This is a genomic window from Myroides odoratimimus, assembly GCF_004337635.1.
Classification (GTDB): Bacteria; Bacteroidota; Bacteroidia; order Flavobacteriales; family Flavobacteriaceae; genus Flavobacterium; species Flavobacterium odoratimimum.
In genome coordinates this window covers 757,716-783,852 of sequence record NZ_CP037427.1, presented here as the reverse complement: position 1 = coordinate 783,852, position 26,137 = coordinate 757,716, and the positions used below count along the sequence as shown (strand labels likewise).

25 protein-coding genes, 2 tRNA genes and 1 riboswitch are annotated in these 26,137 nt (G+C 36.4%); of the genes, 6 read left to right on the top strand and 21 right to left on the bottom strand.

What is annotated here, in order from left to right:
- Positions 1-20: 20 nt before the first annotated feature.
- Positions 21-671 carry a leucyl/phenylalanyl-tRNA--protein transferase gene (gene aat, locus E0Z07_RS03715; RefSeq protein WP_025124583.1) on the top strand — a complete coding sequence of 217 codons (651 nt, stop codon included), beginning with the start codon at positions 21-23 and terminating at the stop codon, positions 669-671.
- On the opposite strand, the gene E0Z07_RS03710 is transcribed toward aat, so the two are convergent.
- The 14 genes from E0Z07_RS03710 to rplM form a co-directional block, all read right to left on the bottom strand.
- Positions 661-1,383, bottom strand: a complete 723-nt coding sequence (locus E0Z07_RS03710) for a HesA/MoeB/ThiF family protein (protein ID WP_006259745.1) — start codon at positions 1,381-1,383, stop codon at positions 661-663. The two genes, aat and E0Z07_RS03710, sit on opposite strands and share 11 nt — an antisense overlap.
- Positions 1,384-1,398: 15 nt before the next feature.
- Positions 1,399-2,508, bottom strand: a complete 1,110-nt coding sequence (thiH, locus tag E0Z07_RS03705) for a 2-iminoacetate synthase ThiH (protein WP_131540299.1) — start codon at positions 2,506-2,508, stop codon at positions 1,399-1,401.
- A gap of 3 nt (positions 2,509-2,511) precedes the next feature.
- Positions 2,512-3,288, bottom strand: a complete 777-nt coding sequence (locus tag E0Z07_RS03700; protein WP_131540298.1) for a thiazole synthase — start codon at positions 3,286-3,288, stop codon at positions 2,512-2,514.
- A complete protein-coding gene (locus E0Z07_RS03695; RefSeq protein ID WP_071306922.1) occupies positions 3,285-3,905 on the bottom strand; it encodes a thiamine phosphate synthase in 621 nt (206 codons plus the stop codon). The genes E0Z07_RS03700 and E0Z07_RS03695 overlap by 4 nt, the downstream gene beginning before the upstream one ends.
- Positions 3,895-4,647, bottom strand: coding sequence for a hydroxymethylpyrimidine/phosphomethylpyrimidine kinase (locus tag E0Z07_RS03690; protein ID WP_131540297.1), 753 nt, complete (start codon positions 4,645-4,647; stop codon positions 3,895-3,897). The genes E0Z07_RS03695 and E0Z07_RS03690 overlap by 11 nt, the downstream gene beginning before the upstream one ends.
- A complete protein-coding gene (locus tag E0Z07_RS03685) occupies positions 4,614-5,246 on the bottom strand; it encodes a thiamine phosphate synthase (protein WP_131540296.1) in 633 nt (210 codons plus the stop codon). The genes E0Z07_RS03690 and E0Z07_RS03685 overlap by 34 nt, the downstream gene beginning before the upstream one ends.
- Before the next feature lie 12 nt (positions 5,247-5,258).
- Positions 5,259-7,073 carry a phosphomethylpyrimidine synthase ThiC gene (thiC, locus tag E0Z07_RS03680; RefSeq protein WP_006266783.1) on the bottom strand — a complete coding sequence of 605 codons (1,815 nt, stop codon included), beginning with the start codon at positions 7,071-7,073 and terminating at the stop codon, positions 5,259-5,261.
- Between the two features lie 45 nt (positions 7,074-7,118).
- Positions 7,119-7,325 carry a sulfur carrier protein ThiS gene (thiS, locus tag E0Z07_RS03675; RefSeq protein ID WP_006266784.1) on the bottom strand — a complete coding sequence of 69 codons (207 nt, stop codon included), beginning with the start codon at positions 7,323-7,325 and terminating at the stop codon, positions 7,119-7,121.
- A 64-nt stretch (positions 7,326-7,389) separates the two neighbouring features.
- Positions 7,390-7,489, bottom strand: a riboswitch (TPP riboswitch).
- Positions 7,490-7,585: 96 nt separating this feature from the next.
- Positions 7,586-8,065 (bottom strand): class I SAM-dependent methyltransferase, encoded by a 480-nt coding sequence (locus E0Z07_RS03670; RefSeq protein WP_131541076.1) that lies wholly within the window; start codon positions 8,063-8,065, stop codon positions 7,586-7,588.
- 63 nt (positions 8,066-8,128) lie between these two features.
- Positions 8,129-9,304 (bottom strand): dicarboxylate/amino acid:cation symporter, encoded by a 1,176-nt coding sequence (locus E0Z07_RS03665; RefSeq protein WP_131540295.1) that lies wholly within the window; start codon positions 9,302-9,304, stop codon positions 8,129-8,131.
- 88 nt (positions 9,305-9,392) lie between these two features.
- Positions 9,393-10,358, bottom strand: a complete 966-nt coding sequence (gene tsf, locus E0Z07_RS03660) for a translation elongation factor Ts (RefSeq protein ID WP_006259734.1) — start codon at positions 10,356-10,358, stop codon at positions 9,393-9,395.
- Positions 10,359-10,460: 102 nt separating this feature from the next.
- Positions 10,461-11,201 carry a 30S ribosomal protein S2 gene (gene rpsB / locus E0Z07_RS03655; protein WP_006259733.1) on the bottom strand — a complete coding sequence of 247 codons (741 nt, stop codon included), beginning with the start codon at positions 11,199-11,201 and terminating at the stop codon, positions 10,461-10,463.
- Between the two features lie 141 nt (positions 11,202-11,342).
- Positions 11,343-11,729 carry a 30S ribosomal protein S9 gene (rpsI, locus tag E0Z07_RS03650; protein WP_006259732.1) on the bottom strand — a complete coding sequence of 129 codons (387 nt, stop codon included), beginning with the start codon at positions 11,727-11,729 and terminating at the stop codon, positions 11,343-11,345.
- Positions 11,729-12,184: a 50S ribosomal protein L13 gene (rplM, locus tag E0Z07_RS03645; RefSeq protein WP_025124595.1), complete on the bottom strand. Its 456-nt coding sequence runs from the start codon at positions 12,182-12,184 to the stop codon at positions 11,729-11,731. The genes rpsI and rplM overlap by 1 nt, the downstream gene beginning before the upstream one ends.
- A 270-nt stretch (positions 12,185-12,454) precedes the next feature.
- Here rplM and E0Z07_RS03640 point away from each other — a divergent pair, with 270 nt between their 5' ends.
- Positions 12,455-12,940 carry an immunoglobulin-like domain-containing protein gene (locus E0Z07_RS03640; RefSeq protein WP_131540294.1) on the top strand — a complete coding sequence of 162 codons (486 nt, stop codon included), beginning with the start codon at positions 12,455-12,457 and terminating at the stop codon, positions 12,938-12,940.
- A 461-nt stretch (positions 12,941-13,401) separates the two neighbouring features.
- Here the strand turns inward: E0Z07_RS03640 and E0Z07_RS03635 are convergent, their stop codons facing one another.
- Positions 13,402-13,965, bottom strand: a complete 564-nt coding sequence (locus tag E0Z07_RS03635) for a 1-acyl-sn-glycerol-3-phosphate acyltransferase (protein ID WP_025124597.1) — start codon at positions 13,963-13,965, stop codon at positions 13,402-13,404.
- A gap of 223 nt (positions 13,966-14,188) precedes the next feature.
- Positions 14,189-17,008 carry a DNA polymerase I gene (gene polA, locus E0Z07_RS03630; protein WP_131540293.1) on the bottom strand — a complete coding sequence of 940 codons (2,820 nt, stop codon included), beginning with the start codon at positions 17,006-17,008 and terminating at the stop codon, positions 14,189-14,191.
- 183 nt (positions 17,009-17,191) lie between these two features.
- On the opposite strand from polA, the gene E0Z07_RS03625 reads away from it, so the two are divergent.
- Together E0Z07_RS03625 and E0Z07_RS03620 are read left to right on the top strand one after the other, a co-directional pair.
- Positions 17,192-18,433 (top strand): metallophosphoesterase, encoded by a 1,242-nt coding sequence (locus E0Z07_RS03625; RefSeq protein WP_131540292.1) that lies wholly within the window; start codon positions 17,192-17,194, stop codon positions 18,431-18,433.
- Positions 18,434-18,501: 68 nt separating this feature from the next.
- A complete protein-coding gene (locus tag E0Z07_RS03620) occupies positions 18,502-18,795 on the top strand; it encodes a thioredoxin family protein (RefSeq protein WP_006259726.1) in 294 nt (97 codons plus the stop codon).
- Here E0Z07_RS03620 and E0Z07_RS03615 read toward each other — a convergent pair.
- From E0Z07_RS03615 to E0Z07_RS03595, 5 genes are all read right to left on the bottom strand, one after another.
- On the bottom strand, positions 18,790-19,419 hold the full coding sequence (locus E0Z07_RS03615; RefSeq protein ID WP_006259725.1) for a polysaccharide deacetylase family protein: 630 nt from the start codon (positions 19,417-19,419) through the stop codon (positions 18,790-18,792). The two genes, E0Z07_RS03620 and E0Z07_RS03615, sit on opposite strands and share 6 nt — an antisense overlap.
- A 74-nt stretch (positions 19,420-19,493) precedes the next feature.
- Entirely contained in the window at positions 19,494-20,903 is a 1,410-nt protein-coding gene (locus tag E0Z07_RS03610) for an efflux transporter outer membrane subunit (protein WP_058699151.1), read from the bottom strand.
- Between the two features lies 1 nt (position 20,904).
- Positions 20,905-24,048: an efflux RND transporter permease subunit gene (locus E0Z07_RS03605; RefSeq protein ID WP_016650315.1), complete on the bottom strand. Its 3,144-nt coding sequence runs from the start codon at positions 24,046-24,048 to the stop codon at positions 20,905-20,907.
- A gap of 3 nt (positions 24,049-24,051) precedes the next feature.
- The gene (locus E0Z07_RS03600) at positions 24,052-25,206 is read right to left on the bottom strand and encodes an efflux RND transporter periplasmic adaptor subunit (RefSeq protein ID WP_006259722.1); all 1,155 of its coding nucleotides are present in this window, start codon (positions 25,204-25,206) and stop codon (positions 24,052-24,054) included.
- A gap of 8 nt (positions 25,207-25,214) precedes the next feature.
- A complete protein-coding gene (locus E0Z07_RS03595) occupies positions 25,215-25,688 on the bottom strand; it encodes a GbsR/MarR family transcriptional regulator (protein ID WP_006262267.1) in 474 nt (157 codons plus the stop codon).
- Positions 25,689-25,929: 241 nt separating this feature from the next.
- Between E0Z07_RS03595 and E0Z07_RS03590 the strand changes: the two genes are divergently transcribed.
- Positions 25,930-26,002: transfer RNA gene (locus E0Z07_RS03590), tRNA-Gly, on the top strand.
- Between the two features lie 37 nt (positions 26,003-26,039).
- Positions 26,040-26,112 (top strand) — tRNA-Gly (locus E0Z07_RS03585).
- Positions 26,113-26,137: the final 25 nt, after the last annotated feature.

Below are 26,137 nucleotides of genomic sequence, written 5' to 3'. Positions count from 1 at the left end.
TTATTCTTAGGGACTTTTTTATGCCTATGATAACACTCTTAGACAGTAATTACTTATACTTTCCAGCAGTAGATAATACGCATGAGTCAGGTATTTTAGCCATCGGTGGTGATTTATCTGCTAATAGATTGATATTAGCGTATAAGTCTGGGATATTTCCTTGGTTTGAAGATGGAGAGCCTATTACATGGTGGTCTCCTAGTATGCGTATGGTGCTAGAGCCTGATGAGGTATATATCTCTAAGAGTATGCGTAGTATCTTAAAGAAAAATATATTTACAGTTACTTTTAATACTTGTTTTGCAGATGTAATTAATAATTGCCAGAACGCTAAGCGCGATGGGCAGTTAGGTACTTGGATTACAGATGATATGATCAAGGCATACTGCAATCTACATGACTTAGGCATCGCTAAATCTGTTGAGGTTTGGCAAGATGGAGAACTGGTAGGTGGTCTGTATGGCGTAGACATGAAACCTGTGTTCTGCGGAGAGAGTATGTTCTCCCTCATACCAAATGCTAGTAAAGTAGCCTTTATCTCCCTCTGTGAGTATTTAAGAGACAAAAAGTATACTTTGTTAGACTGTCAAGTATATAATGATCATCTAAGTTCTTTAGGTGCTTATGAGATACCTAGAGAGGTATTTCTAGAATATTTACCTAAGAGGTAACGCTACCATACTTCAGTTTGTTTATTTCCCAGGTCAACGTGTTGAGGATAAGAAGTTGACCAGAAAGGGAGGGAAGGTCTAAGATGACTTTCAGTGTCTCATGAGCCATAATAGTTCCTATTATACCAGGGAATGTACCAAGTACCCCATTAAGACTACAGTTAGGGACATCTTCTGGAGCAGGAGGCTCTGGGAAGAGATCACGGAGGTTGGCATTGTTATGATGATTAAAGACACTCACCTGACCTTCAAAACCTAATATAGTACCATAGACTAGTGTCTTATCTAATGCTACACATGTGTCATTCACTAGATAACGTGTGCTAAAATTATCACTACCATCTACGATAATATCGAATGAACTCAGAATAGCTACTGCATTGTCAGAGGTTAACTGTTCATCGTATATTGTGAAGTGGATATGTGGGTTTATTTGTTCGATGCGTTGTTTGGCTATACTAGTCTTGTTTTTGTTGATGTCAGCTTCTGTAAATAGTATTTGTCTGTGAAGGTTGTGATGTTCGATAGTATCAAAGTCTATTACCGCTAGTGTGCCTACACCACAACTAGCAAGGTAAGTTAGCACTGGAGAACCTAATCCTCCAGCACCTATTACTAATACCTTAGCTTGTTTTATCTTCATCTGACCGTCTATTCCTACTTCAGGTAGATTCATCTGTCTGTTATATCGCAAGAAATCTGTTGTATCCATATTATAGTTCTTTATTTATTGATAGGCTTTATCCCAGTCTTTCCATATAGGATCATATCCTGCTTCTTTTATCAGCTGGTATATCTCTGATGTACTTCTAGTATCACAGATCTCAAATTGTTCTAATGAGTCTTCTGATACACTATATCCTCCAGGATTAGTTTTTGAACCGGCACTCATCGTAGTAGCACCTAGTTTAAATACATTGTTTCTCAGTATTTCACTCTCACGGGTAGAGATAGATATCTCTAGGTCTTCATTCCATATTCTGTATGCACATAAGAGCTGTATGAGGTCTCTATCTTCCATGATGAAGTTAGGTTCTATAACGCCTTCTGCAGGTCTTAGTCTAGGGAAGGATACAGAGTATTTCGTTTGCCAATAAGTCTTTTGTAAATAGTCTATATGTAGCGCATTAAAGAAGCTATCTACTCGCCAGTCTTCTAGTCCAAGGAGTACACCTAGTCCTATCTTATGTATGCCAGCTCTCCCTATTCTATCAGGAGTATCTAATCTATATTCAAAGTTAGATTTCTTCCCCTTAGGGTGGTATTGTTTATATACCTCTTTATGATAGGTCTCTTGATATACCAGTACAGCATACACACCTAGATCAGCTAACTGTTCATACTCATCTTGTTTTAGGGGTTGTACCTCTATAGAAATGGTAGAAAAAGACTGCTGTATCTGTTCTATACTCTGTTTGAAGTAATTGATATTGACTATGTGATTAGCCTCTCCTGTTACGAGTAATATATGATCATACCCCTGTGCTTTGATTACTTTGACTTCTTGTTCTATTTCTTTTGGAGAGAGAGTCTTTCTACGAATGTTGTTATCTAAGCTGAAGCCACAGTAGGTACAGATATTATTGCACTCATTACTAAGATACATCGGCGCATATAGTGATATCGTTTTGCCAAATCTCTTTTGAGTAAGCTGTTGACTCTGCTGAGCCATCTCTTCTAGATAGGGTGTAGCAGCAGGAGAGATAAGATGGATAAAGTCTGTGAGGGTCTTCTTATTCTTAGCTAAGATCTGTTCTACTTGTACAGAGGTTGTCTCATAGATTGTTCTCTTAATCTCTTCCCAGTCGTATTGTTCATAAGTTTGTATAAAAGACATAGTTTATTCTGTTAGAAATGCTGTTAGTGGACTAGAAGCTTGAGCGTGATTTACTACAGTAGCTAGCTTAGCCTCATACGCTAGGCGACCAGCTCTGACAGCGAGTTTAAAGGCAGTAGCCATTTGTTCAGGGTTACCAGCTACTGCTATAGCAGTATTGACAAGTACAGCATCAGCGCCTATCTCCATAGCCTTAGCTGCGTCCGAAGGCGCTCCGATACCAGCGTCTACAATAACAGGAACTTTACTATTCTCTATGATAATTTCTAAGAAGTCCATTGTTTTTAACCCTTTATTGGTACCTATAGGGGCTCCTAAAGGCATGACAGCTGCTGTACCTACTTCTTCTAGTCGTTTACACAATACAGGGTCTGAGTGTATGTATGGCAAGACAACAAACCCTAGTTTGGCTAGTTCTTCTGTCGCTTTTAGGGTTTCGATAGGATCGGGAAGTAGGTATTTAGGGTCTGGGTGTATTTCTAGTTTAAGCCAGTTTGTCTCTAGTGCTTCTCTAGCTAGTTGTGCTGCGAAGACTGCTTCTTTAGCATTTCTTGCTCCTGATGTATTAGGTAGAAGGTGGATATGTGGGTACTGTAGATGAGTGAGTATAGCATTGGTGTCAGTGGTCGTGTCTATTCGCTTCAGAGCGACTGTAACTAGTTCGCTTTCGGATGCTAATGTAGCGATTTCCATATCTGCGTTAGAACCGTATTTACCCGTTCCTAAGAATAAGCGTGACTGAAAGGTCTTATCCGCTATTGTAAGTGGTTGTGTATTCATTTGAGTATATAGTTTAGTTGTTGTAGTAATGTTTTTTTATCAGTGCTGTTTTGAAGTAAACCAGATATCGCTATGCCATGTAATCCTGCTTGTTTTAAGTCTTCTACATCTTCTAGTTGTATTCCTCCTATAGCTACTACGGGGATGTTGATATCTAGTTCTTGCATCTGTTTTAGGAGCTGTTGATAACCTGCTAGACCAAGTATAGGACTCAGCTTCTGTTTAGTAGTAGTAAATCGATAAGGGCCTAGACCGATATAATCACAACCTTCTGCATGTCTAAGTTGGATATCTTCTATTGTATTAGCTGTACCTCCTATGATTTTGTTAGGCAAATAAGTTTTGGCTTGTGTGATGTTTAGATCAGTAAGTCCTAAGTGAACTCCATCAGCCTCTATGGCTTTAGCTAAGTCCACATGATCATTAATGATCAGAGTAGCCTGATATTGTTCGCATAGTTTTTTGACTTGTTCTGCTGTTTGCCACAGGGTAGTATTCGTCGTATTTTTGAAGCGATACTGTATCCACTGTTGTCCTGCTCCTAATACAGTTTCTATATGATATAGCTGTTCTTGTGGAGTATCTCCATGACTGATGTATTGTATTTTATTTAGCATGATATCCGAGTAAGGTATGATTAGAGTTGAAGAATGTTTCTATGTAGGTTTTAGCCTTCTGAATAGCTGTCAATGTGTGATCTCCTTTTGCAATATTAGCTGTTGTCGCAGAGGATAATACGCAGCCAGAACCATGTTTGGGATAGTCATATAGCTGAGTTGGAGGTATAGTTTGTATCACCTCTTTACTCACATAGTAGTCAAAGCCCAATGCATTAGGATTATGTCCTCCTTTTAGCAGTACATCACAGTATTGACTTAATCGCTGCGCTTTTTGAAGAGCATCGTCATTCGTAGTGACTAATTGATGTATCTCTAGGTAGTTTGGTGTGATCAGATCTATCTGTTGTAATACAATAGTTAAAGAATCTATTAGTTCAATAGTCTGAAAGTCAAAACCACTAGATGAACGCAATACAGGGTCCCAAATAATTTTGGTCGTTGGAGATAAACTTTTGATAGTATCCACATATAGCTTCAATGTGTCTAGATCTTTGACAATACCTATTTTTACTGCTGCTATAGTATAGCTCTCAAGTATAACAGATAATTGACGGATAGTATATTCTTCTTCCCATCTTACATGGATAAAGTTATCTTCTGTCTGTATCGTATTAGCAGATAGCACTGCCATAGGGTATACTTGATGATGTTCAAATGTTTTGATATCTGCCATAACCCCAGCACCACTAGTAGGGTCAAAGCCAGCTATTGCCAATGCAATTGGTCGTAATATTGACATAATTCAAATTGTTTTAAGGGTTGCTCAGCTTCCCATATTGTTCCTAATAAGGCATAATCATCAAATCCCATTGTATGAATGGATTCGATGTGAAAAGGAGTGATACCTCCAAGGGCAACTAAGGTTACTCTGTTATTAGTTCTTTGCTTTAATTCTTCTGTCCAATCAATAGTTGGAATATACCCTCTCTTAGATATACTAGGATAGATAGGACTGATGAATGCTCTGTCTATGTTTGTTGATAACTTATTAACCTCACTTATACAGTGAACAGATGTTGATAACTTAGGCAGTTCTACACTATAGTTATTAACATATAAACAATCAGCTGTTGATAAGTGTGTATAAGTACTGTTTATCTTGTTGATAAGTGCTTTATATTGTTTAAAAACGTGTTCATTGTTGTTAATAACTATTGAAGGTATGTGTATAACTAAGTACTGATGGTAGTAATTGTCGATATTATTCACCCATTTTACTAACTCTTCATAGGACATATTCGGTTTGCGAACATGAAGTAGAGGCAAGCCTTTCTCAAACATTTTGTTGATAAGGCTTGTCTCATTTTCTATAGAAGTAGGGTAGGTTATGACCACCATCTCTGTTCTCTTTTATAGATATATTTCTTTTCCTAATTCTATAAACTCTTCTGACTTCTCGCGCATTCCTTGTTCTGCTGTATCTCTAATTTCTTGTGATATTTTCATAGAACAGAATTTAGGTCCACACATAGAACAGAAGTGAGCTACTTTAGCGCCATCAGCAGGTAGTGTTTCATCGTGAAACTCTCTTGCTGTATCAGGATCTAGTGAAAGGTTGAACTGATCTTCCCATCTAAATTCAAAGCGGGCTTTACTCAGTGCATTATCTCTGTATTGTGCTCCAGGATGTCCTTTCGCTAAGTCTGCTGCATGAGCAGCTAGTTTATAGGTAATCACTCCATCCTTAACATCTTTCTTATTTGGTAAACCTAGATGTTCTTTTGGTGTTACATAACATAGCATAGCCGTTCCGTACCACCCTATCATAGCTGCTCCGATAGCTGAAGTGATATGATCATAACCAGGCGCTATATCTGTAGTTAGTGGGCCTAATGTATAGAAAGGGGCTTCTCCACAGTCGCGAAGTTGCTTTTCCATATTCTCCTTAATCATGTGCATAGGTACATGTCCCGGTCCTTCTATCATGACCTGTACATCGTGTTTCCACGCGATTTTAGTTAGTTCACCTAGTGTTTCTAACTCTGCAAATTGAGCTGCATCATTTGCATCTGCAATAGAGCCAGGTCTTAGTCCATCACCTAAAGAGAACGCTATATCGTATTGCTTCATTATTTCACATATTTCTTCAAAGTGAGTATATAAGAAGTTTTCTTTGTGATGGAATAGACACCACTTCGCCATAATAGACCCTCCACGAGATACAATACCTGTCACTCGATTAGCAGTCAAGTGAATATAACGTAGTAGTACTCCCGCGTGTATGGTAAAATAAGAAACTCCCTGTTCTGCTTGTTCAATTAGGGTATCTCTAAATATCTCCCATGTCAAATCTTCGGCTATTCCTTTTACTTTTTCTAATGCTTGGTAGATAGGTACTGTTCCTATAGGTACTGGAGAGTTGCGTATAATCCACTCTCTTGTCTCGTGAATATTTTTACCTGTTGATAAGTCCATAATCGTATCAGCTCCCCAGCGACATGCCCATACCGCTTTTTCTACTTCTTCTTCTATTGATGAGGTCACAGCACTATTTCCAATATTAGCGTTGATCTTCACTAAGAAGTTACGCCCGATAATCATAGGTTCGCTTTCAGGGTGGTTGATATTATTAGGAATGATAGCACGTCCACTAGCAATCTCTTCTCTGACGAACTCTGGTGTAATAAAGTTTTTAGGAGTATTGGCACCGAAGCTATTGCCTTGATGCTGTTGCTTCATGGCTGAGGTTGCGTTATTCAGCTGTTCTATTCTTTGGTTTTCTCTGATGGCTACGTATTCCATTTCAGGAGTTATTATACCTTTTTTAGCATAATGTAGTTGAGTAACATTAGCTCCTTCTTTAGCAACCTTTGGGTTATGTCTAAATTCAAAGCGCAAGTGATCTAACTTTTCATCAGCTAGTCTAGCTTTACCATATTCTGATGTGATAGAAGATAATGTATTTACATCCTCTCTATTTAGTATCCATTCTTCGCGTAGACGTGGAATACCTTTGCGTATGTCTATGGTAATATTTGGATCAGTATAAGGGCCTGATGTGTCATATACGGTTACAGGAGGATTCTCTTCTGTACCACCATTAGATAGTTTAGTGTTGCTAAGAGATATCTCTCTCATCGCTACTTCTATTGGGAAGAGCTCTCCCTTGATGTATACTTTTTTTGAGTTAGGGAAAGGGGTTTGCGAGATACTGTGTTGTTCCATTGTCTTTTAGTTTTATGAGTTATTTTGTTCTTTTAACGAATGGAATCAACCACCTTGAGTTGCAGTTATAATTAAGATATCATCACTAGTAGATAAGTGATAAGTAGACCATAGGGGTTTAGCAATAACAGTTTGGTTCACAGCTACCGCTATCCCTTTTTGTTTCAGTGGATAATAAATATCCAACATAGCCTGAATACTTAATGTATCCGTGTCAAATAGTACTTGTTGATTGTTGATTTTTAGTTCCATTCCTTTTCGTTTTGATATATAACTTTAGGAATGGCTACAATAGGGTACGAACGTACCTATCTAATGAAGTCATCTTACTTTTCCCTACGCTAGTATTAACTAGATCAGGTTCCAAGGGTGAAGTCTCAGCCTACAAAGTCTTGTAGACACCCCTAAAGCTTGAGGCAAATATAGGTCTTTTTTTGAACTGTGCAAATTAGGTGTAGGGATAACATGGTATAATAAAAAAACGCTGAGGGAATTCCTCAGCGTTTGTATACTTATATTTTTTCAGCATAAACGATATAGTATCTAGGAGTAAACCATCTAAAGATCGGACGTATCCCTAGTTTTTTGATAGGGTGTGTCCACATATCTCTATCTATGATTTTATACCCTGCTTTCTCTACTAGCCAGTCTAATTGCCAAGCTTCGAATTCGTGATAATGCCTGTCTAGCATATCTGTTTTACTTCTATATGCAGTACTAAACCACAAGCGCAAAGGAACAGAAATCATTATTTTAGAAGCTTTACATGACTTTAATACCGTATAAGGATTTAGTAAATGCTCTACAATTTCAAAAGCTGTTAGCACATCATAATCAGTATTTAAAAGTACACTTTGATCTTCGTCTAAGTCCTCGCCAGAAGTATTGATTACTTTATAGCCATCTTCTTTCATTATTTTGGCTAGTGGGTTAACTACTCCTAGATCTAGTATTTGTGAGTCTTTTGAAATGTGCTTATTGACAAACTCCATTGTCTTTTTAAATCTCTTACTCGGATATGTTTTCTCGTACATAATTGTGAATTCGCTAGAACATTATGCTTCTGTTATAGCTGTGTTTTTAGATATTCTGTTTACTATAATAGCGATAGCTCCATCACCCATAACGTTACAAGCTGTACCGAAGCTGTCCATAGCGATATATAGTGCAATCATTAAACTTTGTTGTTCTGTATCAAATCCTAAGATAGAACTTAGTACTCCTAAAGAAGCCATAATAGCACCTCCAGGTACACCAGGCGCTGCTACCATCGCAACTCCTAACATACAGATAAAACCAACCATTAATGTAAAGTCTACAGCTTGTCCTTGTACTAACATTAATGCAACAGCACACGCTACAATTTTTAATGTACTACCTGCTAAGTGTATTGTCGCACACAAAGGTATAGCAAATCCAGCTATTTTAGGATCTACATTATTCTTTAATGTTTGTTCTAATGTCACAGGTATTGTTGCTGCAGAAGATTGTGTCCCTAGAGCTGTAAAGTACGCTGGCAACATATTTTTCATTAGCTTGATAGGGTTCTGCTTACTTATTGTACCTGCTATTACATATTGGAATAGTAAGACGAAGATGTGTAGTAAGAAGATTACTCCTATGATTTTTATAAAGGTGTCTAGTACAATGAATACTTGTCCGTTATAAGTCATATTCAAAAATATACCAAAAATAAAGAGCGGTAAGAAAGGAATAATAGCCTTATTGATCAATGACATGATAATACTCTGAAAGTCGTTAAAAACACCCTCTAAGTATTTGAAATTACCTTTAGAGATTCCTATCCCTAATATAAATGATATGATTAGTGCACTCATGACATCAAACATCGGAGGCATCTCGATATTAAAGTAAGGAGCTAAGTTTTTAGTTGATTCTGTAATATCTCCCATTTGTTCTGTCGCTAGTATACTTGGGAATGTCGATATACTCACTCCATAAGATATAAAACCTGCGAATAGGGTAGAACCATAAGCAATAGCTGTGGTAATGATAAGTAATTTACCTGCATTTTTACCAATGTTACCAATCGCAGGAACGATTAGCCCTAAAATGATAAGCGGGATAGAGAAGCCTAGAAAGCCTCCGAATATACTGTTAAAAGTACTGAATATTCTACCTATTGATTCTGGTAGATAGTTTCCTAACACACTACCTAATGCGATAGCGATAATGATCTGCACTAGCAGATTGTTCTTTAATAATTTCATAATAAAATTAGTTGTGTCAGGTAAAAGTAATAAAAAAAAGCCTCAGAATTAACTGAGGCTTTTCTAAATATTGCTAAAAGGTTATTGATTAACCTAAAGAAGCTCTTTTGAATCCAGTGATTTCTACGTTGAAACCTTTTACATAGTCAGCAACTTTTTTAGACTCATCTTTAATGAAGTTTTGGTCTAATAATGCTTTCTCTTGGTCTAAAGTAGTGTTGTCACTGATGAAACGTTGGATTTTACCTGGTAAGATTCTATCCCAAATGTTTTCTGGTTTACCTTCAGCTTTTAATTCAGCTTTAGCATCTTCTTCCGCTTGTTTTAATACTTCTTCAGTAAGTTGAGCGTAAGAAATATATTGAGGTACATTTTTAAGAGTTTTCCCTAAACGTACTAATTCTTCGTTTTCTTTTACGATAACAGCGATACGAGCCTCAGTTTCTTTAGCAACGAATTCTGCGTCAAAATCTTTGTAAGATAATGTTTCAGCACCCATTGAAGCAACTTGCATAGATACGTCTTTAGCAATCTCGTCAGCTTTAGCAACAGCTTCAGATAAAGCAGTGATAGCAGCGATTTTGTTTCCGTGAACGTAAGAACCGATGAAAGCACCTTCTAATACTTCGAAAGAACCGATCTCGATTTTCTCACCGATAACTCCTGTTTGCTCAACACATTTTTCAGCAACAGTCATTGTAGCGTCGAATGGAGAAGCTAAGAATTCTTCTTTAGTGTTAAAGTTGATAGCTTTCTCAGCTAATTCTTTTGCTAAAGCTTGGAATCCTTCGTTTTTACCTACGAAGTCAGTCTCACAGTTTAATGTGATAACTACACCTCTAGTTTTGTCTGCATTAACTAAAGCTACAGCAGCACCCTCGCTTGACTCACGGTCAGAACGGTTAGCAGCAACTTTTTGTCCTTTTTTACGTAAAACTTCGATAGCTTTATCGAAATCTCCTTCAGCTTCAACTAAAGCTTTTTTACAGTCCATCATTCCGGCACCTGTTTGTTGTCTTAGTTTATTTACTTCTGCAGCAGTAATATTTGCCATTTTAAAAGAGTATTAATGAGTTAATAAAAAAAAGTCGTTATCGACAGTGTATACAAAGGTAGACAACTATCAGCATAACGACTTTATGATATTGTTAAAAAATTATGCCTTAGCAGCAGGAGCTTCTACTTTAGTAGCTTCTTCTTTTTCAGACTTTCTTTCTGCATTACCTTCGATAATAGCAGAAGTCACTAATGATAAAATTTTATCGATTGATTTAGAAGCATCATCGTTTGCTGGAATAACAAAATCTACTTGACGTGGGTCAGAGTTTGTATCAACCATAGCGAAGATCGGAATGTTTAATTTTTGAGCTTCTTTTATCGCAATGTGTTCAGCTTTAATATCTACAACAAATAGAGCTGCTGGTAGACGAGTCATGTCAGCAATAGAACCTAAGTTTTTCTCTAATTTTGCACGAAGACGTTCAACTTGTAAACGCTCTTTCTTAGAAAGAGTCATAAATGTACCGTCTTTTTTCATTCTATCGATTGAAGCCATTTTTTTAACAGCTTTACGAATAGTAACGAAGTTTGTTAACATACCACCTGGCCATCTTTCAGTGATGTAAGGCATGTTAGCAGCAGCTGCTTTTTCAGCTACGATGTCTTTCGCTTGCTTTTTAGTTGCAACGAAAAGGATTTTTCTTCCTGATGCAGCGATTTTTTTCAAAGCTTCATTAGCTTCTTCTATTTTAGCTGCAGTTTTATATAGATTGATAATGTGAATACCATTACGCTCCATATAGATATAAGGAGCCATGTTTGGATCCCATTTTCTAGTCATGTGTCCAAAATGAACACCTGCTTCTAGTAAATCTTTTACTTCTACTTTGTTTGCCATTTTCTAATAGTTTACGTTCTGTTACTTTAGCAATAATCGAGTAGCAATAAATTGGTCTCAATTATTTAGATGCTAAACTACCTCTTACAGCATGTTGTAAGTGGGGCAACAAAAACCCAGATTTTTAATAATAAATAAATATTAACGTTTAGAGAATTGGAATCTCTTACGAGCTTTCTTCTGACCGAATTTCTTACGCTCTACCATACGAGGGTCACGAGTCAATAATCCTTCTGGTTTAAGAACTGCTCTGTTCTCAACATCAAGTTCACACATTGCTCTAGCGATAGCCATACGCACTGCTTCAGCTTGACCTGTTGTTCCTCCACCGTATACATTTACTTTTATGTCAAAGTTCTCAGCGTTCTCAGTCATTGTAAGAGGCTGTAATACTTTGTACTGTAATGTACCAGTTGGGAAATAAGTTTTAAAATCTTTTTTGTTAACTGTGATGTTACCTGATCCTTCAGAAACATAAACACGAGCAACAGCGGTTTTTCTTCTACCGATTTTGTGAATAACTCCCATTACTTAATTTCGTTTAAATTAACGGCCTTAGGTTGTTGAGCTTCATGTTTGTGCTCAGAACCTACATTAACATTTAAATTACGGAATAATTGTGCTCCTAATTTGTTTTTAGGCAACATTCCTTTTACTGCTTTCTCGATTAATAATGCAGGGTTTTTTTGTTGCATTACTTTAGCAGTTAATGATCTTTGTCCTCCTGGGTAACCTGTGTGACGGATGTAAGTCTTGTCATCTAATTTGTTACCTGTTAGGTTGATTTTCTCTGCGTTGATAACGATTACGTTGTCTCCACAGTCTACGTGCGGTGTATAATTTGTTTTGTGCTTACCTCTTAAAAGTACTGCAACTTTTGAAGCAAGACGTCCCAAATTTTGACCTTCAGCGTCAACAATTAACCACTCTTTTTGAGCAGTTGCTTTGTTAGCCGATACTGTCTTGTAGCTTAAACTTTCCACAATAAATTTGTATTTAATTAAACATTCCATTCCCAATTAAGGGAGTGCAAAAGTACAATTATTTCTGTACTTTACAAATTTCTACTCCCTTTTTTAGAAAATATTGGCGCTCAATTGTTTGACTAACAATTGTATCGCTACTCTACTTCCAATATCAATTGCTCTATTTAGGTTAGTATTTTTTACTAGATACGATGTACACTAAATTCATTGATTTTTGTAATTATAAAATGTTTGTTTTGAGTAATTTAGTAAATAAAAATAAATGATATGAAGAAAAAGATCACATTACCTATAATGGCTACATTAGCGCTAATAATGGCGGGATGTCCACAAAAGAAAGAAGCGGCAACACATGAAGAAGTAATCGAAGAAGTAGTTACTAAAACGCCTAATGAGAAAGAGTCTCTAGATAGTATAAGTAACCAAGTAACTATGGTATTAGAGCAAGTGGCTTATGATAAAGCACCTGAAGTACTTCATTTAACGATAACTAATCAATCTTCATCAGAAGTCAATACTGGTTCTGACTATTCTATAAGTGTTCTAAAAGGAGATTCTTGGGAAGTAATGGATATGGAAGGAATAGGATTTGATCGTATGATACATCCTATCGAACCAGGCGAGGGAGTTGGTTTTGATATCGATTTGTTCACTAAGGAATTTAAGTATGATAAAGGAACTTATAAAATCATAAAACAATTAGGTAACGATATCGGTAGCTTTACTAAGGAAGTAGAGTTTGTGATTAAGTAGCATTACAAGTGTGTACTTTCGGTATATAATTATATTTGTTTTTTATAAGTAAGGTATGTTTTTGTGATAGCGTAACTTATCTGAGCGATACATTCTAGTATGGCGAATGACTAATTATGAAGTTAGATGAGTGAAGTGGTTATACAAAGACAAATTTATAATCTAGTACGGTAGTTATGTGATTCATTTGATTGGCGATTTTGCTTCGATTACCTCTTAGTTTCGATAGAGTAGGAGTGCGCTTTAATTTTGAATGAGTCCGTAGTGAGTCCGTTATGAGTCCGTAGTGAGTCCGTTATTTTGTACAATTTATCGGAGTCACTATAGACATAATAGTTATGCAAGGAGGTCATATACCTAATCTATCTACTATAAAACAGAAGGTTTATTGCTAGAAGACAGGTAAGTAAAGAGGTTTTACTTGCCTATCTATGATAATCATATACTTCCTTTATAAGTCTTTAATATAATTTAGAATTGTAGTTCTCAGGATATTTTGCCATCTCTGCATTATAGTGAGGGGCGATTTCGTCAAGTACTTGTTCGAATGTTTTATCTTCTACATGTACAAGCTTAATGATACCACATTCTTTCTTTTTATAATCTGCATATCCTAATACGATAGGTACATTAGCAGATTTGGCGATATGGTAAAACCCTTGTTTCCATTGATCAGAATACCCACGGGTACCTTCAGGAGTATTAATGATAGCGATATCGTCAGTGGTATTAATGACATTGACTGCGTATTCTACTAGATTTTGTCTTTTGGTTCTATCTACACCGATACACCCAAGTGCTTTAAAGAAAAAACCAAACCAAGCCTTAGTATAATAATCTTTTATAAACATGCGTATAGGTACCCCCATAATCCAGAAGCAGGCTAATGCGTAGTAGAAGTCCCAGTTAGAAGTATGAGGAACACAGATTAGTACAGTCTTCCTTTCTTTTTTTGGGTCAAAGTTATTAGGAGCGTACTTCCATCCCGTGATTCCTAACATTATTTTGCCTAGTAACTTTTTCATCTTGTTTATCTTAATAATTATTTGAGGCAAATATAGAATAATTTAGTTAGGTCTATATTACATGATTATTGTAATAATATGCTAATGTTATTATCAGTAGTGGAGTAGGTAGTTAAAAATAGAAGTGATGTTCATCATTATGCAATAAGTTGATTCTAAATATGAACAAAAGAAATCCCCTTGAAGATATTTAAACTTCAAGGGGATATTATATATGTTTTAATTAATGTGCTTCTAACCAGTTATCACCAGTACCTAGGTCTACTATTAGTGGTACATCTAGTTTATAAGCGTTTTCCATTTCAGATTTAACCATTGTCTTTAATGCTTCAAGTTCTTCTTTATGAGCATCAAAGACAAGCTCATCGTGTACTTGTAGTAGCATCTTAGATTTCCAATTCTCAGCAGTCAATTTCTTGTTGATATTGATCATCGCTATCTTTATAATGTCTGCCGCACTACCTTGTATAGGAGCATTGACAGCATTACGCTCAGCTGCCCCTTTCACGACAGCATTATGAGAGTGAATATCCTTTAGATATCTTCTACGACCTAAGATAGTCTGTACATATCCATGCTCACGAGCGAAATCTATCTGAGTAGCGATATAACTCTTCAGTTTAGGATAGGTAGCATAGTAAGCATCGATTAGCTCCTTGCTCTCTGCGCGGGATAGATTAGTCTGATTACTTAGTCCGAAGGCAGATACTCCATAGATAATACCGAAGTTAACAGTCTTGGCATGACTACGTTGTTCTTTAGTTACTTCTTCTAAAGGTACATTGAATACCTTAGCAGCAGTAGAACGGTGAATATCCTCTCCACGTTGGAACGATTCTAGCATATTAGGCTCTTGACTCAGTGCTGCTATGATGCGCAGTTCTATCTGAGAGTAATCGGCTGCTAGTAGAACGTAGTTCTCATCACGAGCTACAAAGGCTTTTCTTACCTGACGACCTCTCTCTGTACGAATAGGAATATTCTGTAAGTTAGGGTTGTTAGAACTAAGACGACCTGTAGCAGCTACAGCTTGCATATATTCTGTGTGTACTCTATTCGTTTTTATATTCACTTGGTCAGGTAGTGCATCTACATAAGTATTTTGTAGTTTTACTAACTGTCTCCATTCTAATATGTCTCGTACTATCTCGTGCTTAGGTGCTAAGTCACTTAATATTTCTTCACCAGTAGCATATTGACCTGTTTTTGTTTTCTTAGGTTTAGAGCCTCCTATTTGAAGTTTTTCGAATAGAATGTCACCTAATTGTTTTGGTGATGCAAGATTAAATTCTTCTCCTGCTTCTAAGAATATGCGTTGTTCTAACAGCTTAATGTCAGTAGATAAGGTGTCAGATAGCGACTTTAGATATTCAGTATCTAAGCGTATACCTTCTGTCTCCATATCTGCTAATACATTTACTAGAGGTATTTCGATATTGTCAAATAACTCTTGTGTATGTGTAGCAACTAATTGAGGCGCAAAAGTTTCTTTTAGTTGATAAGTGATATCAGCATCTTCTCCTGCATATTCTTTGACTATCTCGGCATCTATGTCACGCATAGTCTTTTGATTCTTTCCTTTTTTACCGATTAGTTCTTCGATAGGTTGCGGTGTATATTTAAGGTAAGTCTCTGCTAATACGTCCATATTATGGCGCATATCAGGATTGATTAAATAATGAGCAATCATCGTGTCAAAGAGAGGACCTTTTACTACAATGTCATATTGTTTTAGAATCTTGATATCATATTTAAGGTTTTGTCCTATTTTCTCAATATTTTCTGCTTCAAAGAAAGGAGCGAATTGCTGTGCAAGCGCCTTTGCCTCGTCTTGGTTCTCTGGGAAAGGTACATAGAATGCTGTCCCTTTTTCAAAAGAGAAAGCTATACCTACTAATTCTGCAGTAAAAGGGTCTAAACCTGTCGTCTCTGTATCAAAGCACACTGACTTTTGGTTTAGTAAGTTTTGGATTAATAAACGAATAGCCATACCGCTATTACACAGTTGGTATACGTGATTAGTTGTATTTAGATTACCAAAATAAGCTTCAGTAGAAGAAGAGGTATTACTCGAATCATCTCCAAAAAGAGAGAATTGCTCATCAGCTCCACTTGTAGTTGTAGCAGTAGCTGTTGGAGTAGGGATAGCCTCTTTTCCTTTATTGAATAGTTTATCGAATTGTTCTTTCATTCTTCTGAACTCAAGTTCAATAAACAAAGCTTCTGATTTCTCGATATCAGGACATTCTAGTATATAGTCTTTTTCATTGAATTGTACAGGACAGTCTAGGATGATAGTAGCCAATTTTTTAGAAAGTAATCCTTTCTCTTTATTTGCTTCTATATTCTCTTTCATTTTACCTTTTAGCTCATGTGTATTGGCTAATAGGTTTTCCATAGAACCGTATTGCTTGATAAATTTCTTCGCTGTTTTTTCTCCTACACCAGGTAGTCCAGGGATATTATCCACAGCATCCCCCATCATTCCTAAGAAGTCTATCACTTGTTCTGGATAGTCTACTTCGAATTTCTCTTTTACTTGGTCTACTCCCCATATTTCGATACCATTCCCCATACGAGCTGGTCTATACATAAAGATATTCTCAGATACTAACTGAGCATAATCCTTATCCGGAGTCACCATATATACTTCGAAGCCTTCTTTCTCTGCCTGTTTAGACAATGTTCCGATAAGGTCATCAGCTTCATACCCGCTCACTTCTACGATAGGGATATGCATGGCTTCTAAGATTTGCTTAATATACGGAACAGCTATTTTGATGGCCTCTGGAGTCTCATCTCTATTAGCCTTGTATTCTGGAAATAATTCTAGTCTTAAATCACTACCACCTCTGTCAAAAGCAACAGCTAGGTGATCAGGAGATTCTCTTTTTATAACGTCTATTAGTGAGTTCATAAACCCTAGAATAGCAGAGGTATCAAGACCTTTAGAGTTAATTCTAGGATTTTTTATAAATGCGTAGTATCCTCTAAATATTAAAGCATAGGCATCTAGTAAGAAAAGACGATTTTTATTAGCCATCTATAATGTGGTTTTTTATTAAGGGTAATTATTTATATGTTCAAAGATAATGAATTTGTAGTAGGACTTAGGAGAGAACAAAAGTTTTGTGATTTAGATGTTTGATAAATATCATTAAATATTGTTAAAGATACTTTGAAAGCATTTGGAAAAAATTAAATTTGTTATTTATAGATTATTGAAATGGGGAGATTTATAGTATTACTGTTAGTATTTATTATAATAGAGTTTTATTGTTTTCAGGCTGTTCGTCAGGTGACTAAAAATAAGCTAATGAGATGGGGCTATGTGGTGGTCTCTTTATTGGGTATTATATATATCATATATGGTTTTTCACAGTTTGATCGCAATCACGCTAGGAATCATCAGTCGCTAGTAGCAGGAGCTTTAGTTATCTTATTCTATTTGCCTAAAGCGATTATTACTATATTACTAATTACTGAGGATGTAGTAAGAATAGGTAGAGGTATCTGGAATTATAGTAAAGGCGTTAAAGTAAAGAAAGAGGATAAAGAATCTTTCGTGCCAGGGCGAAGAAAGTTTGTATCTCACCTTGCCTTTGGGATAGCGTCTATACCTTTTATCTCAGTATTACACGGTATCACGATAGGGCGATATAAATTTGAAGTTAGGAAGAGTATCATAGAGTTTGAGGATTTGCCCGAGGCGTTTGATGGATTTAAGTTTACCCATATTTCTGATATACACAGTGGGAGTTTTGACAATGAAGAGAAGATTAGATATGCGGTAGAGTTAATTAATAGTCAAGAATCAGATGCACTGTTATTTACGGGAGACTTAGTGAATAGTCTAGCAGATGAGATGATTCCGTGGTATGATGTGTTCAATAAAATACGCCATTATAAATATGGTAAATACTCTATATTAGGAAATCATGATTATGGGGATTATGCACATTGGGATACAGAGGAAGATAGACAAAAGAACTTTAAGGAAATCTGTGATATCAGTCCAAAGTTAGGTTTCAGATTATTGAGAAATGAGCATGTGTGGTTTGAGAAAGATGGTCAACGTATAGCGGTAGTAGGGGTAGAGAACTGGGGAGTACGTGGACACTTTCAGAAACTTGGTGATTTAGATAAGTCTACAGAAGGAGTGAGCTCTAAAGACTTTAAGATCTTAATGAGCCATGATCCATCACACTGGGAAGCTAAAGTATTAGAGCATGAAAAGAACTTTCAATTGACTCTAGCTGGTCATACGCATGGTAGTCAGTTCGGTATAGAGATACCTGGATTTATAAAATGGAGTCCTATACAGTACGTGTATAAGCAGTGGGCAGGGCTTTATGAGAAGATGGGTAAGTATATTTATGTAAATAGAGGATTTGGATATCACGCTTATCAAGGACGTACAGGTATCTGGCCAGAAATCACAGTGATAGAATTAAGGCGAAAAAAGTAAAGAATATTGCTAAAAAGTGATATTTTTGTATATTAAAAGAAGTTTATAGTAAAGTTAATTTATATTATATGTCAAAATTCGGAGAGTTAGTAACAGCAGATGTTCCTGTTTTAATCCACTTTTATGCACAGTGGAACGAAGCATGTACTACTATGAATCCTGTCTTAATCGATGTAGCAGCTGCTATGGGGGATAGGTTGCGTATAGTAAAAATAGATGTTGAGAAAAATGGTGAACTAGTAGAGGCTTTAAGAATAAAGCAAGTGCCTACTATGATGCTGTATAAAAGAGGTAGTATGATCTGGCGCCAAAGTGGTGTTATGGATGCAAACTCTCTTATCAATGTCACTAAGACACTATAACGTAGAGAAGGTATACCCTTTAGATAATAAGTAGTCGATAGTCTTAGGTAAGGCATAGTATAAATTATGACTGGCCTTGATACTATCATGAAATACAATAATACTTCCAGGAGCCATATTCGTTATGGCTCTTTTATAACATTCTTCAGGAGTGGTGTTCTTATCATAATCTTTGGTAAGATGTGACCACATGATGATGTCATATCCTTCTGATATTACTTGTTTAGCTTGTTGCTTTTTTATTTTACCATAAGGAGGTCTGAATAGACGTGTTCTGTTCTCAAAGCTAGTGTGTTTGGCCATTTCTTCCGTTGATAAGCAGAAGTTGTTTATATATACTTCATTTGCGTTTTTCCAGCCATTTAAGTGATTAAAAGTATGATTGCCTATCTGATGTCCTTCTTGTAAGATTCTATTGAATAGAGCAGGGTGTTTTCTCACATTATCACCTATGCAGAAGAATGTGGCTTTTACTTGATACTGCTTCAGTATATCTAATACCCATTCTGTGACTTCGGGTATAGGGCCATCGTCAAAAGTTAAGTAAATGTGCTTTTGAGTATTTGGCCTTTTCCAAGTGTATTTTGGAAAAAGAAGAGGAAGAAGTAATCTAGAGATATTCATAAGTCAAATGTATAAAAAAAGAGTAGTTAACTAAATAACTACTCTCTTTTAATGAATAACAATTAACTATAAAATTATTTTATACCACCTCCGACAGCTCTATAAAGCTGTACGATAGAGGTAAGTTGTGCTAATTCTGTATTAATGTAACTTAATTCTGCAGCAAGTGCACTCTCTCTAGCTGTCAATACATCTAGGTAGTTAGCCATACCTTGTACTAATAACTCTTCTGAGTATTCAGTAGCTAGGTTATATGCTTCGTATTCTTGCTTTTTAAGTTTTAACTTATCTGAAGAACTGTGGTAAGTGTATAATGCATCAGAAACTTCTTTTGACGCATTAAGAATAGATAGTTTATAACTTAGGTAAGCAGATTCTTGTTTTGCTTTAGCTACCTCATGTGCAGTTCTAACTTTTCTACCATTTAATAAAGGTTGAGTTAAACCACCGATGAAGTTTGCAAATAAAGAACTTGTATTGAATAAGTTATCAAAATCTAAACTCTGTAAACCACCATTCGCTGTAAGTCTGAAAGATGGATAGAAGTTCGCTCTAGAAACATTAGTCATTTCAAAAGCGTTAATTAATCCATACTCAGCAGCTCTTACATCAGGTCTATTGCTTAATAATTGAAGTGGTACACCAACAGAAAGGTCTGCATTAAGTTTTTGACTCTTAAGTTCTCCTCTAGTGATTGTACCAGGATTATTACCTAATAGAATACTGAATGCGTTCTCTGTTAGTTTGATATTGTTTTCAAGATCAACTAAAAGAGCTTTTGCATTGAATAACTGTGCTTGAGTTTGCTTAACTGCTACCTCATTCACTTGTCCAGATTCTTTTAAAGCTTCAATCGTTTCTAAACTGTTAGTTCTGTTTACGATAGTTTGTTCTGTTACACGTTTTTGCTCGTCTAAAGCTACTAATTGAAAATACGTTGTAGCGATAGTAGAGATTAACTGAGTTTTTACAGCTTGGTGAGCAGAAAGAGTTTGTAGGTAACTAGCACCTGCAGCTCTTTTATCACTTCTGATTTTACCCCATACATCTAGTTCCCAAGAGAACTGTCCTGTAACATCATACATATCATTTTTAACTCTAGTATCTCCGAAAGCGATTCCTTGAGGTCCGTTTTTAGATAATACTGAGTGAGTATAGTTAGCACCTAGGTTTAATGTAGGAGCGTATCCCCATTTACCTTGTTGCATATAAGCGTGAGCAGCATTGATATTCTCTAATGCGATTCTGATATCTAAGTTATTTTCTAATCCGTGTTCAATGTATTGAATAAGCGTTTGATCAGAGAATAGCTCTTTCCATGACATATTTGCCATAGAAAGAGTATCTTGAGATATGTTATCAGTACGGAATTGCGCTTCGTTAGTTACTTCAGGTCTCTCGTAATTTTTAGATACGATACAAGACTGCATAGTAACAGCTAAAACAGCAATAGGTAAAGCTCTATATAAAGTTTGTTTTTTCATATTATTCTGACTTGTGCTCTACGAATTTAATCGGTTTAATTTTTTCTTGTATGTATTGGAAGATAGCGTAAAGTACTGGAATTACGAATACCCCAAGTATAGTACCAATCAATAGACCAAATGCTGCACCAGTACCGATAGATCTGTTACCCACATCTCCAACACCTTTAGCGAATACTAATGGCATCATACCTAAGATGAAGGCAAAAGAGGTCATTAAGATCGGTCTTAGACGAGCTTTAGCACCGTTGATTGCAGACTCTGCTATAGACTCTCCATGCTGACGTCTCTGTAAAGCGAACTCCACAATAAGAATAGCATTCTTAGCAAGAAGCCCGACCAGCATCACCAGTGCAATCTGGAAGTAAATATTGTTTTCTAATCCTGCATATTTCTGTGCGATGAACGCTCCCATGATACCAGTAGGTAATGATAAGATTACAGCTAGTGGTAATAAGTAACTTTCATACTGAGCAGATAATAAGAAGTAAACGAAAATAATACATAAAGCAAAGATCATCACAGTTTGGTTACCAGAGCTAATCTCCTCTCGAGATAGACCTGTAAAGTCAATACCGTAATCAGTGCTCAAGGTTTGAGCAGCTACTTCTTGTACCGCTTTAATTGCGTCTCCAGAACTGTATCCTGGTTTAGGAGCTCCTGTGATATTCGAAGATGTAAATAAGTTATAGCGGTTCACTGACTGTGGACCATATACTTTTTTCAAATCAACGAACTGAGTTACTGGTGTCATTTCTCCTGAAGCAGTTCTTACATAAATCTCGTTTAAGCTATTTTTGTCTGATCTGTACTCAGGTAAAGACTGTACCATTACACGGTATTGTTTACCAAAACGAGTAAAGTCAGCTGCATAGATACCTCCGATATACCCTTGAAGAGCAGAGAAAATATCACTTACTAATACTCCTGATTCTTTTGCACGAGGAATATTAAGATCTAATTCATACTGAGCATAGTTTGTATTAAATGATGACTGAGCATACAAGATTTCAGGACGATCCATTAATGCAGCTAAGTACTCTTTTGATTTTTGGTCGAAGTCAGTAAGTGCACCTCCAGTTTTATCTAATAATTTCATCTCAAAACCTGAAGACATACCGAAACCTGGTATACTTGGCGGTTGGAAGAAAATCATTCTAGCATCTTGGAACTGTGTAGCAGCGATACCAAACAGTTTACCAATGATCGCATCAGTTGCTAACTCAGGTGTAGTTCTATCTTTAAAGTCGTCTAGCTTAATCATCGCCATACCGTAGTTAGAACCTTGTCCGTTGATGAATGAGAATCCTGATACGATAGTTACCCCTTCTACTCCTGGGATTTGCTGTACTACTTTAGAGAACTGTTGTTGTAAACTCGTTACACGGTCTTGAGAAGCACCAGCAGGTAACTCGATATTACCCATGATGAATCCACGGTCTTCGTTTGGTACGAATCCACTAGGCATTGTTTTAGCAGCATAATATGTAATACCTAAACACGCAAGTAAGATGGCAAACGTAGTCCATTTATGTTTTAATAAGAACTTAAATGAGTTACCGTATTTGTGAGTTAATTTGTTGAATGCAACGTTGAATGCATCAAAGAAGCGTTGAACAAAGTTTCTTTTCTTTCCTTCTCCATGAGCTCCATGTTGAGTTAAGAACAGTGCACATAATGCAGGACTCAAGGTCAAGGCGTTAACAGCCGAAATTAAAATCGCAACAATAAGTGTAATACCGAACTGCTTATAGAATACTCCTGTAGGACCTGGAATAAAGGTTACAGGTATAAATACAGCAGACATTACTAATGTAATCGAGATAATAGCACCTGAAATCTCACTCATGGTGTTTAAACTCGCTTCTTTAGCATCTTGGCCTGTCTCTTCCATCTTCGCATGCACAGCCTCTACTACCACGATGGCATCATCCACCACAATACCGATGGCCAGTACAAGTGCAAACAGTGTTAACAAGTTAATTGAGAACCCGAATACACTTAAGAAAAAGAACGTACCTATAATTGCAACTGGTACAGCAATTAAAGGAATTAACGTAGAACGGAAATCCTGTAAGAAGATATATACCACTACGAATACTAGTAAGAATGCCTCTATAAGTGTGCTGATTACTTTACTAATAGATGCATCTAAGAATTCGTTCGTATCCATCAGTACTGTATAATTAATACCATCAGGGAACGAAGTCTTCATATTCTCAAGTTCAGTATGTAAGTTCTGAATAATCTCTTGAGCGTTAGAACCTGGTGTTTGGTAGATAGCCATAGCTACAGCAGGGTGTCCATTTTGTTCAGAACTACCTACATAAGACATTGCACCTAATTCTATCTTAGCGACATCTTTCAAGTATAGTACTTGTCCATTACCCAATGATTTTACTACGATATTTTCGTATTGGTCTTGCGTTTTATATTTACCACTATACTTAATTACATATTGGAATGCCTCAGCATTATTTTCACCTAACTGACCAGCAGCAGCCTCTAAACTCTGTTCGTTTAGGACTCTTACAACATCAGAAGGAACTAATCCATAAGCTTTCATCTTAGCAGGGTCAATCCAAATACGCATAGAGTAGTTACGAGAACCAAAAGCCTGTGCATCCCCAACACCACTTACACGTTTTAGTACAGGAATAACGTTAATATTCATGTAGTTTTGGATGTAAATAGCATCGTAGTTAGGGCTTGTCGAATAGAAAGACAAGAACATTAATGCACTTGTTTGTTGTTTCTGAGTAGTTACCCCTGAACGCGTTACCTCTGCTGGTAAAAGTGGTGTAGCACGTGCCACACGGTTTTGTACGTTTACTGCAGCGATATCTGGGTCAACTCCTTGCTTAAACACAACTTGAATACTAGCACTACCATCATTTGATGCAGTAGAAGTAATATAGTCCATGTTTTCAACCCCATTCACCTGTTCTTCAATTGGAATAACAACAGATTGCATTACTGTCTCAGCATTGGCTCCAGGATATGAAGCAGCAATCTGTACAGTAGGCGGCGCAATATCTGGATATTGCGTAACTGGAAGTACTGTTAATCCCAGTACCCCTAGTATTACTATAAGTATAGAAATAACTGTAGATAATACAGGTCTTTCAATAAATGTTTTTAACATACTTTAGAATGTTGATTTGATGTCTTCGTTAATTTTTTCAAATTTCTCTGGTACTGGAGTTATAGGAGATCCACTGCGCAGTGTTCCTAATCCTGTTCCAATGATTTTTTCTCCTTTTTTGACACCATCTTTTACGATTGCCAACTTGTTGATTCTATCGATTACTTCGATCTTAGTAGCCTTAGCTGTATCGTTTGCCACAGTATATACATATACCTGACCTTGCTGTTCGAATGTAGCTGACTCAGGAACTACTAATACATTAGTATATTCGTTAGGAAGTAATAATGTACCACTATTACCATTAGCCAACAATCTGTTAGGGTTGTTAAAAGCAGCTCTTAACTGTACTGTACCCGTAGTTGGATTAATTTGACCTGAGATAGTTTCGATTTTACCAGGTTCTTCATACACTTGTCCATTAGCTAACTGTAATTTTACTGTAGGTAAGTGACTTAATTTCTCTTTTAAAGATTTACCTTCTATTTTTTCTAAGAAATCGAAGTATTCTTTTTCATTAAGTGTGAAATAAGCAAATACACTACTGTCATCTGACACTACAGTTAACGGTTGAGGGTCACTAGGGCTTACTAATGCCCCTTCACGGAAGTTAATTTGTCCTACAATACCATCGATAGGGCTTTTAACCACAGCGTAGTCAATATTAGCAACTATACTTTTGTGTTGTGCTTTAGCATTAGCTACTTGACTCTTTGCACTAGCTAAGTTAGCTTCAGCAGTTTCTAACTGGATTTTACTGATAATCCCTTTGTTTACCAGAGGTACTAATTTGTCAACGTTTACTTGAGCAACATTAACTTGAGCTTCAGCTGTTCTGATTGCTGCTTTAGCTGCATCAGCACTTTCGTTTAAAGTGTTCGTCTCAAGTCTAAATAGAGGTTGTCCTTTTCTAACGATTGCACCTTCGTCTACATAAACTTCTTGAATGTATCCAGCTATTTTAGCACGAACGCTACTAGCAACTTTCCCTTGGATATTAGTAGGGTAGTTTTTATAACCTGTTACATTTTGAGTAGGTACTTCGATTACTTTGTAAGGTAATGCCTGAGGTCCCCCTTGCTGTTGATCTTTATTTCCGCATGACGCTACAGTGATAGCGATTGCAGCGAAAGTGATCGATTGTAAATAACGTTTCATATAATTACTTAATTTGTACTTTTTAATTTTTCTATTGTATCTGCTAAATGACTTTTACTTTTTGCTAAATGATCTATATAAAGTTCTACTTTATTGTTGCAATTGTCTGTTTTTAAAACACCTTCATCAACGAATTTAAGCATTTTAAGACACAATGCATGCTCACGTTCTAATACATCTCTAATGATTTGTAATCTTAGAGTCATATAGTTAGGGTTCAATCTGAAGTATCTTTTTCTTTCATCAATCTTATTGAAATGCTCAATTTGGTTATTCGAAATCAATAGATTTAAACTTGTAGAGACAGAACTCTTACTTGCATTTAATCTTTCAACTAATTCATCAAAAGTCACGCCATCTCTGTTATTATTAAACATAATGTATGTATAAATCTGTGCAGTTAATGGTGAGAAGTGGTGCACCAGTTCATGGTGAGCGCAATAATCTTGGAATAAGTCTACTAAATTTTGGTCGTATTGCATTTTACTTTAATGTTTTGAGAGATGCAAATATACGGTTAGTTTTGTAATTACCGAACCAACCAAACTTAAAAGTTTCTTAATTATTTAGATGGCGTCTATATAAGATGTATTTTATAGTAGGAACATTTTTGCATCTATTTGATATTATGATAGAAAACATTTAATTGAAGAATTATTTAAAAAAATCAACAAAAATGCTTGCATCAAAATTAAAAATAGCATTATATTTGCATCCACAAAAGCGGAAGTAGCTCAGTTGGTAGAGCTCCAGCCTTCCAAGCTGGTTGTCGCGAGTTCGAGCCTCGTCTTCCGCTCTGCAAACCTGATGTAGGTTTTAAAATAACATCATCTGCGGAAGTAGCTCAGTTGGTAGAGCTCCAGCCTTCCAAGCTGGTTGTCGCGAGTTCGAGCCTCGTCTTCCGCTCTACAAACCTGATGTAGGTTTTAAA